The following is a 20213-nucleotide window of genomic DNA, read 5'->3' as shown; positions in this document are numbered from 1 at the left end:
TTGGAGCCTACAAACGAGGATGGAAATACTGACGTTTTTGCTGGCCAAGGAATGAATCAGCAGAGCGCCGCGCGTCGTAAAGTGGAGGTCGCCCTCGTCGGCGGCACTGCGTTGGGTGACCTGACCACCGAGGAAGGCGCCGTGTTCAACGCCGAGATCTCCGCGGCCATCGAGGAGAGCCTGGCGCACAGCGACTAGGGTGCGACACTGGCCGCCCGCGGGGCTACCACGTCGCGCGGTGAAATGGATCGCCGAGCACCGCTCTCGTCGTTCGTGCCGCGGCGTGCGCTATCCGAGAACGTATGGCAGACGGTCGCTGAGAGAACCGAGCGCGTCCCGCTCGGATGCTGTTGCGGCTCGCCGACCCGTTCCGACCGTCAGGACGGCCCCGTTCGACATCGATGCCGGAAACGCTGCTCCGGTGATCCTCTCGAAGAGTTTCCGTGATGCAGCCAATGTCTGTGCTGCAGGCCCGGATACGCCAGGGAGGTGTGCGATCAGGTCGAGGTGGTGCAGGGTGGCCTCAAAACCTCCTGACCCTTCACCCTCCTACAGATCTATGTCAGTTGACATATATTTGTTGTAACACTGCAGCAAATATGAGGCAAGCAAAAATTCTCTCCACTCGGCGGGAAGTAGCGATTGCCGACTCAAGGAAACGAGATCGGGGGGATCGCGGAGGGCAGCGGTACCCGCGGGATCTCCGCGGGTAACTCCACGCGAGGCACGTCTGCCGGGATCTCGACCTTCGGGAGTTCACTTGGCATCTGCACATCGGGGACAGCGCTCGGCAACGGCACCGGCGGAATGTCGCTGGGTAGGGGGACAGCCGGAATATTCGCCGGCACAGGCAACGTCGTCACCGCATCGTCCGATGCGGCAGGCTGACCCGACCCGGCATCGCAGCTGACGATCGCGGCGAGCATCGCAACCGTCGACAGGCATACGGTTGCGCGTCGTGTGACTCGCCACGCCGTGATGGGCATTTTGTCGACTCCTCGCCAGGACAGCCCTGACGCTACCACCGCGCGTAAGCCGCTGTGCAGCCGAAAGCGACTGCAATGCAACAGTATCAACCTACCCGCCACCGGATCCTTCATGACTTGGCCGGTGCCGCACTGGACTGTGGTCATGATCGCTGGCGGATCGCTAGAGCTGATCCTCGACAACGTAAACGGCGTTCGCGAATCCGTCCAGGGCCCTGGCGCATTCTTGCAACGCGGCCTCGGCCGACTCGTGACCCTTTGCTCCGAGACAGTCACGCGACTGGATTTTTACAAACCAGCTGTTGAGCTTGTTGAGGTCTTCTTCGTTTTCTTCGAGTTCCGCGTAGGTGAAGTGCTCGTCCGCGGTTTCGTTGCGAATCTCAGTGAGAAAGTCCTGACACTTGTCGACGATCTCGGCATATTCCTCGTCACGCGCGGTCCGATACAGGGCGACAAGATCGTTGCCGCCGGCCAGTATTTCGGCTCGCATAACCTGCGCCGTTGCACCCATGTCGATGATTTCGCGGCGCAATGATCGCAGCGCGCGTTCGTTCGTCGCGGAATCCGGAAGTGCTGCTACCGAATTTTGCACGTAGACGGCCCCCAGGGCCTTGAGGCGACGCCAGGCTGTAGCGCGCAGTCGGGTTGGCTCGCGGGGTATGCGATACGCCAGCAGCAGCCACACAGTGACACTGTCGGGCTCATCGAGCGCTGCCATGGGACAAGCATGCCATCACCGCGAACATGGCTATCTGTACAGGGGGTCGACGGCGTTCAGTACTGCGTGGGTCGCAATAACCCTGAAGCCAGGGCCGCACCGATCATCCACACCGCCGCGTAGCTGAACGCCCACGCGGGTGACGCCAGGGTGTAGAGCACTCCGGCTACGACGGTGGCCATCAGATCACCGGCAGCCTGGACTGCCCCGAGGACACCGAAGCCGCTGCCGCGCAAGTGGTCTGGCAAGAGTTGGGACACCACCGCCGATTGCGTCGGCTCGACAAGCCCGATCCCCGCACCGGCTGCCGCGAACGCCAATGCGATCATCCACGGTGCATGTCCGCCGATCGCAAACAACCCATAGCCGGCGACGTAGGCTGTGGCACCGGCGGCGAAGACCACACGTGGTCCGGCACGGTCGTACCATCGGCCGGCGACCAGTGAGCCAACCGCCGCAATCACGTTATGGGCTGCGTATATCAGGATCGCCAACGAGGTGGCCGCAGTGAGGCTGCGATAGGGCGACTGCAGCAGTTGAGTGGCCCGCAAAATCAACAGAGTTGTTGCAAGATTGCCACATTCGAACAGTGCGACTGGCAGCAGCGCACGTAGCATTCCCGCATCACGCAGTGCCGCGACATCGATCCGACGGCTCGGGCGAGCGCCTTGCGCTGTGGTGACTCGACGACGAGCTTCCCTGGCCGCCAAGAGAATTGCCGCAGCGGCGAACAGGCTGGGTATGGCGGCGAGGTACAGGGCTGGGCGAACGCCGACGCACGCCACCAAACCTGCGGCCAGCAATGGCCCGGCTACTGCCCCCAGATTGTCACCGGCGCGCTCGAGCCCGAAAGCCCTGCCGTGCATGGACGCCGGAGCCAGCGATGCCAAAAGCGCGTCGCGCGCGGGGGATCGTAGCCCGCGCGACATCCACGCAATCGCGCGGAACACCCCGGCCTGCCACACCGTGACAGTTGCCCCGATCGCCCCGGTGGCGAGCGCGGTTCCGATATAGCCGCCCGATGCTGCCCGCCCCCGCCACTCAAGGTCATTGGCCAGCGGTCCGCCAACGAGCTTCATCACACCGATGAGGGCGTCACTGATGCCGTCAATGACGCCCAACGCGCTCGCGGGTGCACCGAGCGTGCTCGTCAAGAAGGTCGGCAACACCGACGTCGTCACCTCGTGGCCGGTATCCGAGAAGAAGCTGGCCGCGCCGACCGCGCCAACGCCGGGCGTCAACCACCTCTCGATTGCTTCGGTACCGACCGGATGGTCTCTGCCATCTGACACATCAAAAACATAACCGTGGTTAGTTAATATGCGCAACCAGTCGGGTGATTGCGGGCTCGTGGTCCCGCACGCAGGCTTCGATGCTGCCTGGTACGGGGATGGGCGCTGGCCTCGACGCGGCATGGCAGCGACGGGGGAGTGCCGTCAGCTGGCGCGGTCTGCAGCTGACGGTGATGCGGTTTCGTCCCCGGCAAAGCTGAACCGATGGTGCCCGAGTTCATCGAGGTTGACCGCGACCATGTTGTTGTCTATCGGATTGCCGTTTTTCCCCAAGCCGTCGATGACGGTCTGATAGTCAGGTCCAGTGAGCAGGGCACGGTAGCGGTGATGAAAATGACCGTGCCACAACCGGGCTGGTTGCACAGCGTCAACAATGGAGCGTAGGAGGGCGCGGTGCACCTCTGAGGTGGCCAGTTCCTCTGGCGGGCATCCGTACCGGTCGGCGGCCGCGCCGGGCACCACGATGCCGGTCGGGCAGTCGTGGCAGAACATCACGTCTGCTCGCCCGGCGGCGACGATGTCGCGGGCTTGTTCCGGTGTGATCATCTCTTGCGGCCACCACGTCTTGCCCGGGATCCTCAGAAACTTGTCGATCGAGTAGGCACCGCCGACCGCAAGGCACCGAGTATTTCCCCATTGCCAGCGCAATCCGCGCGGCAGGTGAATGACTCGATCACGCAGGTAACGGAGGCCGTCCGGTGACACCGGCCAGGCGAGCAGTCGGTCGAAGTTCTCGTGATTGCCGTCGACGAAACCGAGCACCATGTCGTGGCGGCGCAACGCGCGATCGAGCGCGTCAAGGTATTCGTCGGTGAAGTTGAATCCGAAGTCACCGAGATGCACAAGAACCGAGACATCGCGCCGGGCCGCGTGGCGGATGGCCGCGACCCCGTACTCGGTGTCGGCGTGCCAGTCCCCGGCGATGGCGATGCGCGCCGGGGTGGCGAAAAACTCCGGGCGAGTCGAGCGCTCTGACGATCGCCGCGGGTGGGACGTAGTGACCATGGGTGGCTCCTGGGTGCATGGGCCGGTCCATCCGCAAAGACGCCATGGCGACGGCCGTAATTCAGTTCCCAGGGACCGTTGGCGATCGACGACACAGTCCTGCGACCGCAGATGCGAGCCCCACCGCAGTGAGGATTACAGGTTATCCGCGCCGGGACCAACGAGCAATGACGCACGCGCCTTCATCGCATATTCTTAGAGGCGAGGGCGATGGATCCCCGCCGGGATGGGTGTGTGTCCCATCCGAACCGCCGCTACGGCTGATGGTTCCTACGGACACCGTGGGGAGGCCGCATGAGTGTGATTGTCGGATTCGATCATCATCCAGCCAGCATGGTGGCGCTTCAGTGTGCCGGGGACTTGGCCGCCGCCTTGGGTACTCATGTCCACGTCGTGCACGTCACCAGCGTCTCTGACGGCACTCTGGCCACGCACGGCGGTGGCGAACCCACAACGGCCGTCACCAGCGATCAGGTTCGTGTCGCGGGCGCGCTGGACGGCCTCGACGTGCAATGGACGTTTCATCGGCGCGACGACGGTGATCCCGCGCATGCGCTGTTGGAGGTGGCCTCGCAGTATGACGCATCGATAATCGTGGTCGGGCGCCCCGAGGACGGTATCGGCGCCGCGCTCGGTCATATGGTCACCGGGGCCGTGGCCCGCACCCTAATCCGGCGCAGCCCGCTGCCGGTTCTCGTCGTTCCCAACAGCGAACGACGAGAACGGAGTCCATGGTGAGGTGAGCCGGCATCGGATCTTCGCCGGCGTCCTATCAGTGGTGCTGAGATCGGTTGTGTAAGTAGGCCATCAGGACATCCTCGGCGCGGTGGTAGCGCAACGAGTCCACCCAGAGCCGGTGAACAACGGGATGCCGATACCGCGACCGAGTACCCCCCGGTGTTGCCACATAACCGGCGACGTCGGCGTCGGCCAATTCCGCGAGCACGGGTGCAACGTCAGCTTCGTCGAGATCGGCCAGCTCGGCCCACGCCGATGCCCATACGCCGTTGTCCATGCCGCCCGGCGGCAGCCAGAACGCAATGTCCCGTTGTGCGGGGTTCCCAATGGGATTGAAGGGTGAACTCACGACAGCCTTCCCTCACCAGATCGAACTGGGTAGGAGCCATCAGCATCCCGCGCGGCTTCGGCGAGCTCCATCGCCTTCGCCCATTTTGCCCCAGCTCCCGGGCGTCTGGCGAGCGGTCAGCGGTCTTGCCGCACATCGGTCAGTCTTTGGCCACGCGATGAAGCTCGCTTTCGGAATGCCGCACCAGTGCTGTCGCTCCTGGGCTATTTGCCGCCACGACGTCGCGGCAAATAGCCAGTTGTTGGCATCGGTGACCCGACACGCGCTACCATGCGACTAGGCGATGAAGCTCGCCTTCGAATGCCGCACCGGCTGATGGCTTCTACCGAGTGGATGAACGCACGGTAGAAAGCAGGTGAGTGGGTATGGCCCGCGTTCCGAGCATTTTGTTCCGTCGCGGCCCAGTCCGTGACCTCGACAAGCTCACCGCGCCCGACGGTAGCGGCGATCTGCATTTGGACCTCATTGTCGGGACGATCGTGCGCAACTACCCCGACGATCGCCTCGAGCCGTACTTCTACGCCACGCTGCGCGATGTGGCAGACGTGCACTATCGCCAAGATGTGTTCCGCGATCTGGGAATTGACCAAAACCGCAGTGCTATAGATGCTTTCGTAAGAACCATGGACACCGTGCGCAACCATCTGGCCTTTGCCGCCAAGGTCTGGCACCCCCTCCAGAAACAAGGCTGGTTGGTTCACGCTGTCGACGCGTACTGCACGGCCTTGCTGTCACTCAGTGATGCCATGGCAGACATGGAGATTCGTTCGGACGGCCTGCGCCAAATCTGTGACCACATCGCTACCTACGTCGATGACTCCACATTTCGCTCTCTGGTGGACCACACCCGCACCGTACGTGCCAGGCTCAACAACGTCCGTTACACAGTGCATATCGAAGGTCCCCGCGTTGATGTCGACACATACGACCATCAAAGCGACTACAGCGCCGACGTCGCCGCGGTGTTCGAACGGTTCCGCACCGACACCGGCCGCGACTATCACGTGCAGCGAAAGGATTTCCCCGACATGAATCATGTCGAAGAGCAGATCCTGGACTGCGTCGCCAAGCTGCATCCCGACGAGTTCTCCGAGCTTCGAGACTTCTGCTCAGACAACAGTGATTTCATCGACGGAACGATTGCCCGGTTCGACCGTGAGGTCAAGTTCTACTTGACCTACCTGGACTACATCAAGCGCTTCGCTGCACAACACCTCCGGTTCAGCTATCCGGTCGTCACCGCAGGCCCCGGCAGCATCTACATCGAGGACGCCTTCGACGTGGCCTTGGCCGACAAGCAAAGGATCTCCGGTGACCCAGTGGTCAGCAACGACTTTCGGCTCGGTGACGGCGAGCGTGTACTCGTGGTGACCGGCCCCAACCAAGGCGGAAAGACCACCTTCGCCCGCACAGTTGGCCAGGTCTTCCACCTGGCCGCGTTGGGCTGCCCGATCCCGGCGACCCGGGCCACGCTGATGCTTCCCGATGCCGTCTTCACGCATTTTGAACGGCAAGAACGCCTCTCGACGTTGCGGGGGAAGCTCGACAACGAACTCGTACGAATCCACGATATTTTGTCGCAGGCCACTACACACAGCGTGATAGTGATGAACGAGAGTTTCTCGTCCACCACCGTCAACGACGCCTCATGTATCGGTACCGCCGTGCTGAGCAGGATCATCAAGCTGGGGTGCGTCGCGGTCTATGTGACGTTCATCGACGAGCTCGCCAGCCTCGATGCGGCGTGCGTGAGCATGGTTGGTGACGTTGCTGCCAACGACCCGACCCAGCGCACTTTCCACTTCACCCGTCGCCCCGCCGACGGCCTGGCCTACGCCGCGGCGTTAGCCGACAAGTACGGGTTGTCCCGTGACGTGCTGGAAAGGAGGATCACGCGATGAAGGTTCGACTCCTCGATCCCGACCGCGACAACAAGCTGGAACCGACACTGCCTCCACCGATCATCGCGCTGGTAGAAGACGACCTCGAACTTCGAACCCTCTACCGCGCGATGTCCGTTGGCGACGACTTCCTCTACGAGGTCGCTGCAAAGATCATTCCGCTGAGCCTGATCGACCCTGTTGTGATCGAGTACCGGCAGAACGTCCTGGCCGACTGCATGGCACATCGCGAGGTGGTCGACAAGATGTACGCCATCGCATCCGACGCGGTGCAGGTGCACCGCAAAGTCCTGTTCGGTGGTCTGCTGTTCCGGGATCCCGAAGCGATTCTGCGCAGTGCGGTCCGGATACTCGAATACCTTGTCGAAAACCTCAGACAGCTTCGTGCTGTGTGTGACAACGACTGCAACGGCTTCGAATCGGATGGTTTCGGGCAGTTCGTATCCATGATCAGCGAGGAGTTGTGCGACGACTATCTGAACCTTCTCGGCCGCGAGCTCGCTGAGCTCTTGTTGCCGCGCGGTGTTCTGTTGAGCGCTCATCTTGCCCTCGGCAACAAGGGCGTAGATCATGTCTTGCACCGCACTCCGCAACGTAGCTGGTGGGACAAGATCACCGGAAACTACCACGGTCTCTATGGATTTGAGATCGACCCCCGTGACCAGGCCGGGGGAGAGGCGCTCAACGATCTCGCCGGCAGGGCAATCAACGACGCAGCGAACACCGTTGCACAGTCGGCCGACCACGTCAAAGGGTTTTTCGAACGGCTGCGCATCGAACTGGGCTTCTATCGGGGATGCGTCAATTTGTCGGAAAAGCTCGCGAAATCGGGTATCCCCACGTGCTTTCCAACCCCGACACCGCTGGCCACCTGCCGACTGCGCGCACTCGGTCTGCGCGACGTCGGCTTATGTCTGACGACCGACAAGCCTGTTGTCGGAAACGACATCAACGGTCATGGCAGAACACTGATCATGGCCACCGGTGCCAACGAGGGCGGCAAATCAACCTTTCTCCGTAGCGTCGGGAACGCGCAAATGCTGATGCAGGCCGGCATGTTCGTCACCGCAGAATCCTTCGAAGCCAATGTCGTACGCGCGACGTTCACGCATTTCAAACGCGAGGAAGACGACACGATGACCAGCGGCAAACTCGATGAGGAGCTGGCGCGGATGAGCGCGATCGCGGACGTCATGACACCACAGTCACTGCTGCTCTGTAACGAATCGTTCGCCTCGACCAACGAACGGGAAGGCTCGCAAATCGCCCGCGGGGTGATCGACGCGTGTGCCGCCGCGAACGTCAAAGTGGTTTTCGTGACCCATTTGTACGATCTCGCGCACAGCTTGTACGACCGCGGTGATCCGACCGCCCTGTTCTTGCGCGCCGAACGCTGCGATGACGGCGCACGCACCTTCCGACTCATCGCCGCCGAGCCCGAGCCGACCAGTTACGGAGTGGATTCGTTCCTGCGGGTATTCGGTAGCACGGCGGGACTCATAGAGAATTCGCGATGAGGACCCTTCGTCGGCCCGCGGCGGCAGAGCCGCAATCAGCGGTCAGCGTCCGTGTGCGGGACGCATCGGTGGAGTTTCCGGTGTTCGACGCCAAGACTCGTTCATTGAAGGCCGCCTTCATCGGCTCCGCGGGCGGCGCCATCGGGCGTACGTCGTCGCGAGTCGTCATGATCGAAGCACTCCGGGGAATCACCTTGTCCCTTGCCCCCGGAGATCGCGTCGCACTGGTCGGGCGCAATGGTGCAGGCAAGTCCACACTGCTGCGGCTTCTGTCCGGGGTGTATGAACCGACGGCCGGTGTTGCCATGGTGAACGGGCGTGTTGCGCCAGTTTTCGATCTCGGCGTCGGCCTGGACCCCGAGATATCCGGCTATGAGAACATCGTCATCTGCGGCCTGTTTCTCGGTGAAACGCGAAAGTCGATGCGCGCCAAAGTCGACGAGATCGCCGAATTCACCGAGCTGGGACCGTACTTGTCTATGCCGTTGCGCACCTATTCCACCGGCATGCGCATTCGGCACGCACTGCGAGTGCTCACCAGCATTGATCCGCAGATCCTGCTGCTCGACGAAGGCGTCGGATCGATCGCGGCACCATCGTGATGGCTGGTGACGTGGACGACGTGATACGCGCCTACGAAGACGACAACGTCGCCCTTCAAGCCAACACGACCCGATACGGAGACACGCGATGAGCCAGCGCCCCCGAAGTCACTCCGGTCAATTACCCAGTGTCCATGAGACTTCGGCAGGTGGTTTGGTGATTGCCGGGCTCGATGGGCCGGTCGGCTCCGAAGCCGCGGCCATCATCGGACGCTCCGATCGACGCGGCCGCACATTGTGGTCGCTGCCGAAAGGCCATGTGGAACAGGGGGAGCGGATCGAGGACGCCGCAGCACGCGAGATCGCCGAAGAGACCGGTATACACGGTGTACCGCTCACATTGCTGGGTCGCACCGAGTATTGGTTCACCGCGGATCAACACCGCGTCCACAAAAAGGTGCACCACTATTTGTTGCGGTATGTCCACGGCGAGTTGTCCACTCGTGATCACGAGGTGTGCGACGTGGCATGGGTGACGCTCGGCGAGCTGACATCCACGCTCAAATATCCCGACGAGCAACGACTCGCTCTCGTCGCGGCCGAGTTGGTCGCCATCATCCGCCAGCACGGGGTGATGGCCTTGCCGCCGCTGCCCCGTACCCAGCCGCGCCGTACGCCACAAACGCATTCCCACGCACGGTGGACAACGCGGCACAACGATCCGACAACCTCAGACCGGGCGACCGAGGAGTGTGGATAGGGCGATTCGACGTTGACAAAGGCCGGCGCACCAGGGCCGGCGGTAGCCGTGCGGGTCAGACCAGATCGACCTGGATACCGATGACGGTCACCACCACACCAGCCGCAACGAGCCCGGTCGCCCATACCTTCTGGCGTCCACCGACGTTGTGTGCCAATAGGATCCCCAGCACCGCCAGGGCCAGCGCGGACACGATCAACGCGACCCACCTCGTTCTTGGTAACAGCGCGCCGATAACCAGCGGCAAGGCCGCACCGGCGAAGCTGGACGCGCCCGCCAGCACCGCCACCAGAGCGGAATCACGGATGACAGCGCGCCCCAGACTGGTTGCCGCCAACCGTCCGGATTTCGTGAACATCAACTGCCGCTCTGCGAGCACCAGCTCCATACGGAGTTGTGCGTATTCAGCGACAAACAAGGTCAGCACCGCCGAGGCCAGCGCGACTATTCCGACGCGCACGCCCAAACTAATGGTCAGACCAGACCCGTGCACCACGGTTGCCGAGGCCAGCGTGAGCGCGTTGAGGATTCCGTCGGATACGCCCAGCGCCATCGCGAACATGAGCCTGCCGCGCGGTCGCAGGCTTGGTCGGCGGCGCAGCCCCCTCATCGGGTTCGCGGCACGCGCTCAACGATGCGGGTGCCGATCACCAGCTCGTCGATGCTGTGCACGGCTGCGCCCGCCTTCTCGATCTCGCGGATCAGGCGCGTGACATCGATGTGATCCCCTTCGACCGTGACTTCAAGACCCACTGTCTCCAAATCGATCTCCGCAACGGTGATGTTGGCTGCTTCGACGCCGGGAACGGTATCGATGGCCTCGGCAAGCTCCAACAAATCCGGGCGGGCGATGGCCTTGTCGACGTCGAGCTGGAGTCGCCGGATGTTCATGGCGCTACCATGATTCGCTCGGTTACGGTTGGCGAGTCTCCTGGTTGAGGCAGTTTGAATCGGGGACCGCCTTCGGTGGTCACCACGGAACGGCCGCACGTGCCAGCGCCGAGATGGCGTCGCGGAAGCTCGAACTCTCGGCCACACGTCCCCGGTCACCGACCGTCAGCGCAATCCACCGGCCGGCACCGAATCGGAGCTGACCCACCACCACCCCGTCAATCGCAACAACCTGGATGACATCGGACTCCGGGAAGAGCGGTGTCCATTTCAACGACCGTGTCTGTGCGAGGCGCTGGGCGGCCCACTCCTCGCACAGCCGCCATTTCTCGCGGTAAACGATCCGCTCGGCGGCCCGAACCACTTGTGCTTCCGGGGAATCAATGACGTCCATACCAGCTCCTCCCGTCGACGGTGACGGCGAACAGCTGGGTCACCGTAGGGGTAGAAGTCATCAGCGCCAGATAGCGCGAACGTGGCGGAGCCTCATCGCCAGCTGCGAACCGATGCGCCGCAGCACACTTCACGGTAACACCACCACAACGAACTCGTCGTGAAACGCCCGCATCATGATCGCCGTCGTCGCAACGGTTTCGATGTGCGTTCACCGGGCAGCCCGGTGGTCTACTCTGCCGGCTTCTGGTCGTAGACATCGACGTGCCAACTACCATCGACCAGGCTCAGCTGGTTCCAACACGCAGTCCGCTGGGAGGCGTTGACGAGCTCGGGATCGATAGTGCCCAACAGTGCCCGATTGAACGCGTCGTGTGACACCAGTACCAGTGGGCCGGTGTCGTATTCGGCCGTGACTGCCGCGAAAGCAGTCCGTGCGCGCCGCGTCAATGCGCTCAACGGTTCCACTCCGGGTGCGGCATCGACACTGCCGTAGCGTTCGATGACCTCACTGCGCAGGTGCCCGGTCATCGGCCCGTAGTCTCGGTCGTTGAGTCGATTGTCGATGGAAACCGCGGCATGTGTTGCGGCACCGATGATCTGCGCGGTGACCACGGCACGCTGCAAGGGGCTGCTGAGCACCGCTACCGGCCGGGTACCGGCAAGGGCAGCGGCGAGCCGCGACGCCTCAGCGCGGCCGACCTCGTCCAGTGGCGGGTCACTGAGTCCGCGAAGACGGTCCTCGGCGTTGAGTCGCGTACGTCCATGCCGGGCCAGATATACCCGGGTCACAGGGACCACCATCAACTCCCGAAGCCGGTGGTGTGCGGCAGATTGCCGATGTCGATCGTCATGGTCACTCCCGTCGTCGAAGCGGGGTAGGAGCCATCAGCCGGTCGGCGGTTCGGGCGGCGCGGCGGCCGCCTCCGGCGGTGATCCATCGCCGTGTGGACCACAGTAGCCGGGAATTGTCGATGGTGTGGCGCGGCTGGCTTGACCAACCTGAAGCAGCATTGATTAACTTGTGGCGGCGATGGAGTCCGCCGGGAGCCGTTGTATGGTTCCGAACCGCCCACCGGCTAATGACCCCTGCGAACATGAGGAGTCGCAGGTGGAGTGTGCCGCTAATCTTCCGCGCGGGCTGTGCGGGTGGACCATATGAGCACGCCAGAGGCAGATTCGCCGGTCGATTTGCGTTGCGCGGTGGTGGTTGTCCGCGATGACACGGTGCTGCTCATCGAACGACCAGACCGTGGGGATTGGGTATTGCCCGGCGGGCGGCCCCGTGGCCACGAGAACATGGGCAGCTGCGCACGTCGCGAAGTCCGTGAAGAAACCGGCTTGGATGTACAGCCCAATCGCTGCGGACTGGTGTTGGAGGTCAATGATCCGATCCGCCGGCGCCGCATCGTCGAACTGGTATTTCTGGCCGAACTCTTCAACCGCACAACGCCGTTGGTGGGCGAACCGGGCCGGCATCCCGACTGGGTGTCGCTGGCCGAGGTCAAGCAGCTACGTCTGAGTCCGCCGATCGGCGGATTCCTGCCGGACTTGGCGTACCGTCGCGGCGAGATTGGTCGCTATGTCGGCAATATGTGGCGCCCAGACGGCGGTTCTTCGTGACTGCCCTTCCGTTGCCGGTGATTCAGGGCCTGCAGGTTCTCACGGTGGCCGGGGCGTCCCCTGGCGTCACCGGGTTCATCGCGTGGGCCGAAGCCCGGCTGCAGGGGCGACGTGGGCCCCGGGTACTGCAGCCCTACTACGACCTGATGAAATTCTTCGGCAAGGAAACCATCGTGCCGACCCGGGCCAGCATGCTGTTTCGGCTGGCACCGATCGTGTCGCTGGCCTCGTATCTGACTGTCCCGATGCTGATTCCAGTCCTCACCAGCTACCCGTTGCCGTTGGGATATATGGGTGACATTCTCGGCGGCGGCTTGATACTGGCGTTCGCGAGTTTCTTGGTGGCTGCGGCCGCCGCCGAAACCGGCGACGCCTACGCACAGCTGTCGTCGAGTCGGGCCAAGACCTTCGCGGCGATCACCGAGCCGGTCATGTTGCTGGTGGTCTTCACGGTTGCGCTGATCACCACCACTGACCTGCCCTACGTGTTGGGTGCCACGGTCAGAAGCGGTCCCGAACAGATCGTGCGCCCGGCGCACCTGTTGGCCTCGGCCGCGTTGTTCATGGTGATCCTGTTCGAAACAGGTCGGATCCCTGTGGAAACCCACACCGGCACTACCGAATTCGGCATGATCGAGGCGGGGCGTTCGTTCGAGCACTCCGGCCCGGATCTGGCGATGCTGCAATGGGGGTCGGCGACCAAACAGTTCGTCTTGTTCGTCATCTTCCTGAACGTGTTCATCGCTCCGTGGGGACTGGCCTCCACAACGGACGCCGTCGCAGTCGCGTTGGCCATCCCGGCCATCGTCGGCAAGGCACTGCTGCTGGGGTGTGTGATCGCGGTGCTGGACAACACTTACGCGAAACTTCGCTTGTTCAAGATAACTGAATTCGTCTCGGCAGCACTGCTCTTGGCGGTTCTTGCAGTGTTCACTCTGTACCTGGGTGGTGGATGATGGTGATCGATTTTGCCGCCGGGCATCCCGTACCCACCGTGTTCGACGGCATCGCCAACACCGTGGCATTGGTGGTGCTGTTGCTCGAATTCGGAATGCTGCGTGCGGGGTTGTTGCGAACACAGGTGCGGCTCTATGCAGGCCAATCGTTGGCGGTGAGCGTGTTGGCCGCGGTTGTCGCGTTCGGTCGCGGCGTGCCCGAACTCTACGCGCTGGCCGGATTGTCGCTGTTGCTCAAAGTGGTGGTGGTACCGCTACTGGTGCTGTCGTTGTTACGCGACGCGGACGAGGAAATCGCCGGTAGCGGAGCGCTGGGGGTGGCCAACGAGGTGCTGATCTCCATCGTGGTGGCCGCATTCGGATTCTTCGCCGTCGGTGTTCTCGACATCCACTCCAATGTTCTACCGGCGACGGCACTGAGCCTGTCCATTGCGGTGGTGTTGGTGGCGTTCATTCTCATGGTGTTGCGCCGCGACGTCGTCAGCCAGGCGATCGGATTCTTCTCACTTGAAAACGGTGTGTCACTGGCCAGTCTGGTGGTGGCCGCCGGGATGCCCCTGATCTTGGAAGTGGCGTTCCTGTTCGACCTTTTGGTCGCCGTGGTGGTGTTCGGCGTGTTGATGCGTACTCATCATCGGCGGACCCGATCGCTGTCCACCGAGACCCTGGATCAGTTGCGAGGCTGACGAATGTCGACGATTCTGATTCTGCTGGCCGGTGTGCCCTTGGGGACCACCATCGCTTGTTTGGTCGTTCCACACCGGGTTGCCGGCTCGCTGACCGCGCTGACCGGGGTGGCGACCCTCGTCGGTGCCCTCGCCCTGGTTTCCGCCACTGCGAAGACGACCCAGTCCGCATTGGGTTATCTGCGTGCCGATGCGCTGTCGGTCGTGTTCCTGCTGGCGACGTGTTTCCTGTATGCAACGACCGCCATCTACGCAGTGGGATACCTGACGCCGCAGCAGCATGGCCCCCGCGAGCTCAGCCTCGCGCATTTCGCGTCTCACAGCCGCCGGTTCTACGTGGGGTTCAATGCATTCGCATGGTCGATGATCTGTGCACCGCTGGTCAATGGCCTGGCGCTGCTGTGGATCGCCGTGGAAATCACCACCGTCATCTCGGCACTGTTGGTGGCCCTGGATGCCACCGAGGGCGCCACCGAGGCCGCCTGGAAGTACGTCCTGCTGGCGTCCTCCGGGCTCGGGATCGCGCTGCTGGCCACCATCTTCATGTATTACGCCGGCGCCCAAGTCCTTGGCCAGTCCTACGATCTGGCCTTCGATCCGCTCATGGCCGCTGCACCGCACCTGCCCGCCACTCCGGTGCGGCTGGCGTTCGTGTTGGCCGTCGTCGGTTACGGCACCAAGGTCGGCCTGTTTCCCATGCACACCTGGCTGCCCGACGCGCACGCCGAAGCACCCACACCGGTGTCGGTGCTGTTGTCGGGTTCGCTTCTGGCGGTGAGCTTTTACGCCGTGCTGCGGTATTACCAGATCAGCGTGGTGACCCTGGGACCACATTTTCCGCAGAGAGTCCTGCTGGTCTTCGGTGTGCTCTCGCTGCTGCTGGCGGCGCTGTATCTACTCGAACAACGTGACATCAAGCGAATGCTGGCCTACTCCAGCGTCGAACACATGGGAATTCTGGCGATCGGCATCAGCTTCGGTGCACCCGTCGCGGCCACAGGTGTCCTGCTGCACGTGTTGGCGCATGCGGCGGCGAAAGGTAATGCGTTCATGGGCGCGGGCGTGATCGTGCACAAGTTCGGCACCAAGGACCTGACCCGGATGGCCGACGGCTTGCGTCTGCTGCCGTGGTCGGGCCCGATGTTCGTCGTCGCCATACTGGCGCTTTCGGCGATGCCGCCGTTTGCGCTGTTCCGCAGTGAATTCCAGATTGTGGCAGGGGGATTCAGCCAAAGCCGCTATATGGCAACCGCCGGACTCATCTGTCTGGTGACATTGGCTTTCCTCGGGTTGATGGTGGCCACAACACGCATCATCTTTCGGGCCAAGCCTGTACCGCAGCAGCCCGACGGCGGCGGTGCGTTGAGCGCGGGCGAGCCCAGTCTGTGGATGGTTGTCCCGGTTGTGGCCGGCGTGGCTGTACTTCTGTTGTTGGGACTGGCGCCACCGAGCGCATTGTCGACACTGCTGCAGCACGCCGCGGGAACCCTCATTGGGGGGACACCGTGACCCTGACGACTCCCACCACGGTGACGGATCTGCCGCTGCCGCTCTGGTATGAACAGGTGACCGGGCGCGTCGAGACCGGCGACCGGTTCGCCGGGGTGTACTGTGCCCACAGAGATAACCTCGCGGTCCTGCACGCCTTGTTGGTCGGCCCCGACACCGTCAGGTGTCTGCGCACCGCGTTGGCACCGGACGCCGCAGGCCAGACGTCGTATCCCGCATTGACCCCGCACGTGCCCGCCGCGTTCTGGTATGAGCGAGCACTGCACGACCTTTCCTCTGTCACGCCGCTCGGGCATCCGCGTCTGGATCCATTGCTGTTACCTCGCGACCCCGGCCAGCCGTCACCGCGGCCCGGCCAGCTCGACAACATCTCCCTGCAGGAACATCCCCACTCGCGCGCGACCGACCACCACGGTCCCGTCGATGTCGTCGGACGCGGCATGTTCAGCCTGCCGCTCGGTCCGGTGCGGTCCGGGGTTTTCGAGTCGATCGAGTTTCTGATCGAGACACCGGGGGAGAACATCCCGCACCTCAATATCCGTCCGCATTACAAACATCGCGGCATCGCCAAACAATTCGAGGGCCGGGCACTGGCCGACGGCATCCTGGTTGCCGAGCGCGTCGAAGGTATCGCGTCGGTCGCCCACGCACTCGCCTACGTCCACGCCGTCGAAGTACTCACCACCGTGGTCCCGCCGCGCACGGCACGTCTCGTACGGGTCGTGCACGCCGAGTTGGAACGTATCGCCAACCATCTCGACGTTGTCGCGAGACTCTGCGAAGCGGCCGGACTGTCGGTCGCGATCGCACGGTTCGCGTGGCATAAGGAGACAGTGATGCGTCTCGTGTCGGCGTTGTGCGGCAACCGGTTCGGCCGTGGCGTGGTGTGCCCGGGAGGGATCGTCGGCCCGCCACGGCTCAGCCCCGACCAGACAAGCCGACAACTTCACACCATCGCCACCCGGATCACCTCAGACCGCAAGGCACTCATGAGCGACTCCACATTTTTGGACCGGGTGAGGGGAACCGGTCGCCTCGATCCGCAGCTTGCAGCCGCCCACGGGGCGCTCGGCCCGGTGGGGCGCGGCTCGGGCTGCGTCGACGATGCTCGCCACCGTGCCTATGACGGCTACGCCGAACTTCCGAGCGTCCAGCTTGCTGTGGAGGATCGCGGCGACGCCCAAGCCCGACTTCGGGTTCGCTTCAACGAGATCGACTCATCCTGCTTGTTGATCCGGCAAGCCTGTGATCGCCTGATGGGCCTGCCCGACAGCCCGATCCGCACACCGGTGCCCACTGGCGCCGACGGATACACGATCGGTTGGGCTGAGGCACCCCAGGGCGAAGTCATCTATGGACTGGACGCGCGAGACGGTATCGTGGGCCGCTGCTTTGCGCGCAGCGCCTCACTGCACAACATGTTGCTGTTCCACGATGTCTTCGGCCACGATGTGTTCACCGATTTCCCGTTCATCGAGGCCAGTTTCGGTCTCTCGTATGCCGGGGTGGCGATGTAGATGCCCTGGATGCTACGAGGATTACGCAACGGGGTGCTGACCAGCCGCTGGCCGGCCCGCCCGGACCCGTACTTCTCCGCATTTGCGGGGGCGGTGAAGGTCGTTCGGGCTCCCGACTCGCCACAGGATCTGGCGCGCATCGAGCAGGCTGCCGCGGCCTGCCCGACCGCAGCGATCACCGTCGATCCGGCGGTGCGGCTGGACCGTGGCCGGTGCATTATGTGTGGCCGCTGCATCGATGCCGATCCGGCGGTCTTCGGCTGGGACATCGGCAGCGACACGGGCGTTGTCGACCGCGAAAGCCTTGTCGTCGGGCAGGTCGATGAATCTGAAGAGGCGTTGGCTCACCTGCGTGTGCAGTTGGCGCGACGGGTCCGACGGCTGCGGCGTTCGGTCCATCTACGGCACGTCGACGCGGGATCTGACGGCAGCGACGAGTGGGAAGTGCAGGCATTGACCAACCCGGTCTACGACATTCACCGTCTCGGACTGTTTTTCACCGCGAGCCCCCGTCATGCCGACATCCTGCTCGTCACCGGCATCGGAACTGCCGGGATGATCGAGCCACTGCGCCGCACCCTGCAGGCGATGCCGGCGCCCACGGTGGTCATCGCGGCCGGAACCGATGCGATCAGCGGCGGCCTGATCGGCGGGGGATACACCGGCGGCACCGGCGTCGGTGACATCGTCCCGGTGGACATCTGGGTTCCCGGTTCGCCGGCAACCCCTTTCAGCCTCCTGCATGCAATCCTGTTGGCACTAGGGCGCGTTGAACAACGCAGTAGGACGAAGACATGATCATCGCGGGCTTGATCGTGTTCGGCGCAGCGGCATTGGCCAGCTGGGCCGTGGGCTGGGGTCCGATACCAGGTAAGCAGGTCCTCACAGCCTCGGCGTGGCTGTTGACCATCGGCGCCGCGGGACTGATGGTCATCGCCGGCGCAGCCGCCGTGATGGGCCACCCGCAACACATCACCCTGTACGGTCTGGATGCCTTCGGCCCGGCCACTCTGCGGGTGGACGCCCTGTCAGGGCTGTTTTTGATCATCGCCTTCGGCGCCGCGATTCCCGCTCTGATCGCAGCGGCAGGCTCCGGCAATGAGTACCGGCCCCGCCTCGCTGCTGCGGTCGCCGCGGCGTTGGCTGCCGTCGCGCTGATTGTCAGCGCCGACAATCTGTTCATTCTGCTGTTCGGCTGGGAGGCACTCACCGTGGCCTTCTATCTGCTGTCCGGCTATGACCGAACGCGACCCGGGCGCGATACCGGATCGATAATGACCGCCGTCTTCGGCCGCGCCAGCGGCGCCGCGCTGTTGACGGGTGCGCTGCTCATCGCGGGACGCACCCACTCGTTTGCCTTCACCGCCCACGGCGTCGATACGCACAGTGCACTCGGGCAAACCGCCTATGCGATGCTGCTGCTCGGTTTCGGCATCAAGGTGGGGCTCGTGCCGGCTCACCTGTGGATGCCACGGGGCTACCCTGCCGCACCGGGCCCGGCGCGTGCGGTCATGGCTGGCTCAGCGGTCAACGTCGGCTTCTACGGAATGTGGCGCACGCTGCAAGTTCTCGGTCCACCACCGGTCTGGCTCACCTGCACCGTCTTGATGGTCGGCGGACTGACCGCGATCCTCGGCATCGCCCATGCCGCCGTCCATCCGGATCTCGCGGTGCTGGTGTCGTGGTCGAGTGTCGAAAACGCCGGTGTCATCACCGCGGGCTACGGTGCTGCACTGGTCGGCGCCTCTGCCGGCAACGCCGCCATGACCGCCGCCGGATTGGTTGCCGCGACCTCGCAGGTGATCGCCCACGCCCTGGGCAAGACGACCATCTTCGTGGCCACCACCGCTATCGAATCGGCTACCGGGACTACCGATCTGGACCGCCTCGGAGGAGTCGTCAAACGGCTGCCATGTGCTGGAACAGCATTGGTGATCGGCGCATTCACGTTGGCCGGACTGCCGTTGACAGCAGGGTTCGCCTCTGAATGGTTCACACTCGAATCACTGATGCAGCAGTTCCGGGTGTCAAGCCTGTCCATGCAGCTGGTCACCGCCGCTGCTGGTGCGCTGGTTGCACTGACCATCGGTATCGCAGCGGTCACGTTCGTCCGGGTCGTATCCCTCACCGCGTTCGGGCCGCCTCGTCTGGACGAGCCCGGGTACGACGGCGCCGGGCGCAGACTCGACCGCCAGTGGCTCTATCGAACGGCCGTGGCGATCCTCGTCTTTGGGTGCCTGGGCGTGGCAGCCGGCGCTCCGTCGGTCGTCAGAATGATTGCCGCAGGGCTGGCGCCGATCGTCGGTGGCCAGGCCGCCGGGGCTAATGCGGCCCCATGGGTTTTGCAACCCGTGTTCGCCGATTTCTCTGCGTTGTCGCCGAGCTGGCTGTGGATCGTCTTGCCTACGTTGGCGGTGCTGATCGCCGCGACAGCGGCAATACTGTCCGGCCGCAACCCGTTTCGAGTACGTCGCGCGCCGGCCTGGTCGTCGGCATCGCCGGGGGTCGGCCGCGGTGTGGGCTATACGTCGTTCGCCTACGCCAATCCGGTGCGCCATGTCCTGGCCACTGTGCTGCTCACCCGATCGGAACTGGTCAACAGTTCTCCGGCGACCGGGCCGGCCACGTCGGCGCCTTCGCTCGCCTATCACGTCGATGTCGTTGACGTCATCGAACGGTATTTCTATCGACCGATGATCCGCGCCGTGCTGTGGGTGTCACGCACCGCCAAAAGGCTGCAGTCCGGGCGCCTCGACGCCTACATGGCGTACATGCTGCTGGCGGTCCTCGCTGTTCTGGCCGTCGTCATCGCCACCTCATAGCCGGCGGA

Annotated in this window: 20 protein-coding genes, 2 pseudogenes and 6 riboswitches; of the genes and pseudogenes, 13 read left to right on the top strand and 9 right to left on the bottom strand. The window is 63.6% G+C overall.

Translation table 11 applies throughout. The annotated features are described in order from the left end of the window. Positions 1-54: 54 nt before the first annotated feature. Positions 55-195 (top strand): annotated as a pseudogene (locus H276_RS24620) (hypothetical protein); the annotation flags it as partial. Positions 196-650: 455 nt separating this feature from the next. Here H276_RS24620 and H276_RS0109820 read toward each other — a convergent pair. The 4 genes from H276_RS0109820 to H276_RS0109805 form a co-directional block, all read right to left on the bottom strand. Further along, a complete protein-coding gene (locus H276_RS0109820; protein WP_231376644.1) occupies positions 651-986 on the bottom strand; it encodes a hypothetical protein in 336 nt (111 codons plus the stop codon). A gap of 163 nt (positions 987-1149) precedes the next feature. Continuing rightward, the gene (locus H276_RS0109815) at positions 1150-1704 is read right to left on the bottom strand and encodes a Chromate resistance protein ChrB (RefSeq protein WP_019971136.1); all 555 of its coding nucleotides are present in this window, start codon (positions 1702-1704) and stop codon (positions 1150-1152) included. Between the two features lie 56 nt (positions 1705-1760). Further along, positions 1761-2996 (bottom strand): MFS transporter, encoded by a 1236-nt coding sequence (locus H276_RS0109810; protein ID WP_019971135.1) that lies wholly within the window; start codon positions 2994-2996, stop codon positions 1761-1763. Positions 2997-3140: 144 nt separating this feature from the next. Then, positions 3141-4001: a metallophosphoesterase gene (locus tag H276_RS0109805; protein WP_019971134.1), complete on the bottom strand. Its 861-nt coding sequence runs from the start codon at positions 3999-4001 to the stop codon at positions 3141-3143. A gap of 197 nt (positions 4002-4198) precedes the next feature. Beyond that, a riboswitch (Fluoride riboswitch) is annotated at positions 4199-4281 on the top strand. Between the two features lie 14 nt (positions 4282-4295). Here H276_RS0109805 and H276_RS0109800 point away from each other — a divergent pair. Next, on the top strand, positions 4296-4739 hold the full coding sequence (locus tag H276_RS0109800) for a universal stress protein (RefSeq protein WP_019971133.1): 444 nt from the start codon (positions 4296-4298) through the stop codon (positions 4737-4739). A 34-nt stretch (positions 4740-4773) separates the two neighbouring features. Here the strand turns inward: H276_RS0109800 and H276_RS0109795 are convergent, their stop codons facing one another. Continuing rightward, positions 4774-5088 carry a hypothetical protein gene (locus H276_RS0109795; protein ID WP_019971132.1) on the bottom strand — a complete coding sequence of 105 codons (315 nt, stop codon included), beginning with the start codon at positions 5086-5088 and terminating at the stop codon, positions 4774-4776. Positions 5089-5111: 23 nt separating this feature from the next. After that, positions 5112-5172: riboswitch (Fluoride riboswitch) on the bottom strand. 186 nt (positions 5173-5358) lie between these two features. Then, positions 5359-5420, top strand: a riboswitch (Fluoride riboswitch). Positions 5421-5453: 33 nt separating this feature from the next. Here H276_RS0109795 and H276_RS0109790 point away from each other — a divergent pair. From H276_RS0109790 to H276_RS0109775, 4 genes and pseudogenes are all read left to right on the top strand, one after another. Then, the gene (locus tag H276_RS0109790; protein WP_019971131.1) at positions 5454-6989 is read left to right on the top strand and encodes a MutS-related protein; all 1536 of its coding nucleotides are present in this window, start codon (positions 5454-5456) and stop codon (positions 6987-6989) included. Further along, on the top strand, positions 6986-8506 hold the full coding sequence (locus tag H276_RS0109785) for a MutS-related protein (protein WP_019971130.1): 1521 nt from the start codon (positions 6986-6988) through the stop codon (positions 8504-8506). Before H276_RS0109790 ends, H276_RS0109785 begins: the two co-directional genes overlap by 4 nt. Next, positions 8503-9099: pseudogene (locus tag H276_RS22805) on the top strand (ABC transporter ATP-binding protein); the annotation flags it as partial. The gene H276_RS0109785 and the pseudogene H276_RS22805, both read left to right, overlap by 4 nt. A 166-nt stretch (positions 9100-9265) precedes the next feature. Beyond that, positions 9266-9808 (top strand): NUDIX hydrolase, encoded by a 543-nt coding sequence (locus tag H276_RS0109775; protein WP_019971127.1) that lies wholly within the window; start codon positions 9266-9268, stop codon positions 9806-9808. A gap of 55 nt (positions 9809-9863) precedes the next feature. Here H276_RS0109775 and H276_RS0109770 read toward each other — a convergent pair whose 3' ends face one another. From H276_RS0109770 to H276_RS0109755, 4 genes are all read right to left on the bottom strand, one after another. Beyond that, entirely contained in the window at positions 9864-10361 is a 498-nt protein-coding gene (locus H276_RS0109770; RefSeq protein ID WP_231376643.1) for a hypothetical protein, read from the bottom strand. Positions 10362-10414: 53 nt separating this feature from the next. Further along, positions 10415-10699, bottom strand: coding sequence for a DUF211 domain-containing protein (locus H276_RS0109765; protein WP_019971125.1), 285 nt, complete (start codon positions 10697-10699; stop codon positions 10415-10417). A gap of 79 nt (positions 10700-10778) precedes the next feature. Then, positions 10779-11093 carry a hypothetical protein gene (locus H276_RS0109760; RefSeq protein WP_019971124.1) on the bottom strand — a complete coding sequence of 105 codons (315 nt, stop codon included), beginning with the start codon at positions 11091-11093 and terminating at the stop codon, positions 10779-10781. Positions 11094-11137: 44 nt separating this feature from the next. Then, positions 11138-11202: riboswitch (Fluoride riboswitch) on the bottom strand. 121 nt (positions 11203-11323) lie between these two features. Continuing rightward, entirely contained in the window at positions 11324-11884 is a 561-nt protein-coding gene (locus H276_RS0109755; protein WP_155943031.1) for a histidine phosphatase family protein, read from the bottom strand. An 80-nt stretch (positions 11885-11964) separates the two neighbouring features. Further along, positions 11965-12046: riboswitch (Fluoride riboswitch) on the bottom strand. A gap of 66 nt (positions 12047-12112) precedes the next feature. Further along, a riboswitch (Fluoride riboswitch) is annotated at positions 12113-12191 on the top strand. 59 nt (positions 12192-12250) lie between these two features. Between H276_RS0109755 and H276_RS0109745 the strand changes: the two genes are divergently transcribed. The 7 genes from H276_RS0109745 to H276_RS0109715 are packed head-to-tail and all read left to right on the top strand — an operon-like array spanning position 12251 to position 20205. Continuing rightward, positions 12251-12715, top strand: a complete 465-nt coding sequence (locus H276_RS0109745) for an NUDIX hydrolase (protein ID WP_026356783.1) — start codon at positions 12251-12253, stop codon at positions 12713-12715. Next, a complete protein-coding gene (locus H276_RS0109740; protein ID WP_026356782.1) occupies positions 12712-13671 on the top strand; it encodes a respiratory chain complex I subunit 1 family protein in 960 nt (319 codons plus the stop codon). Before H276_RS0109745 ends, H276_RS0109740 begins: the two co-directional genes overlap by 4 nt. Beyond that, on the top strand, positions 13671-14357 hold the full coding sequence (locus H276_RS0109735) for a hydrogenase (protein ID WP_231376642.1): 687 nt from the start codon (positions 13671-13673) through the stop codon (positions 14355-14357). The genes H276_RS0109740 and H276_RS0109735 overlap by 1 nt, the downstream gene beginning before the upstream one ends. Before the next feature lie 3 nt (positions 14358-14360). Next, positions 14361-15866, top strand: a complete 1506-nt coding sequence (locus H276_RS0109730) for a proton-conducting transporter membrane subunit (protein ID WP_019971118.1) — start codon at positions 14361-14363, stop codon at positions 15864-15866. Beyond that, a complete protein-coding gene (locus H276_RS0109725; protein ID WP_019971117.1) occupies positions 15863-17383 on the top strand; it encodes an NADH-quinone oxidoreductase subunit D in 1521 nt (506 codons plus the stop codon). The genes H276_RS0109730 and H276_RS0109725 overlap by 4 nt, the downstream gene beginning before the upstream one ends. Further along, positions 17384-18181, top strand: a complete 798-nt coding sequence (locus H276_RS0109720; protein WP_019971116.1) for a ferredoxin — start codon at positions 17384-17386, stop codon at positions 18179-18181. It begins immediately after the preceding gene. After that, positions 18178-20205, top strand: a complete 2028-nt coding sequence (locus tag H276_RS0109715) for a proton-conducting transporter membrane subunit (RefSeq protein ID WP_019971115.1) — start codon at positions 18178-18180, stop codon at positions 20203-20205. The genes H276_RS0109720 and H276_RS0109715 overlap by 4 nt, the downstream gene beginning before the upstream one ends. The last annotated feature ends 8 nt before the right edge of the window (positions 20206-20213 follow it).

Origin of the sequence: Mycobacterium sp. 141 (assembly GCF_000382405.1) — a bacterium.
In the GTDB taxonomy this organism is placed as follows: domain Bacteria; phylum Actinomycetota; class Actinomycetes; order Mycobacteriales; family Mycobacteriaceae; genus Mycobacterium.
Note: the sequence above shows the minus strand (reverse complement) of the source record. Positions and strands in the feature narration are given on the sequence as shown.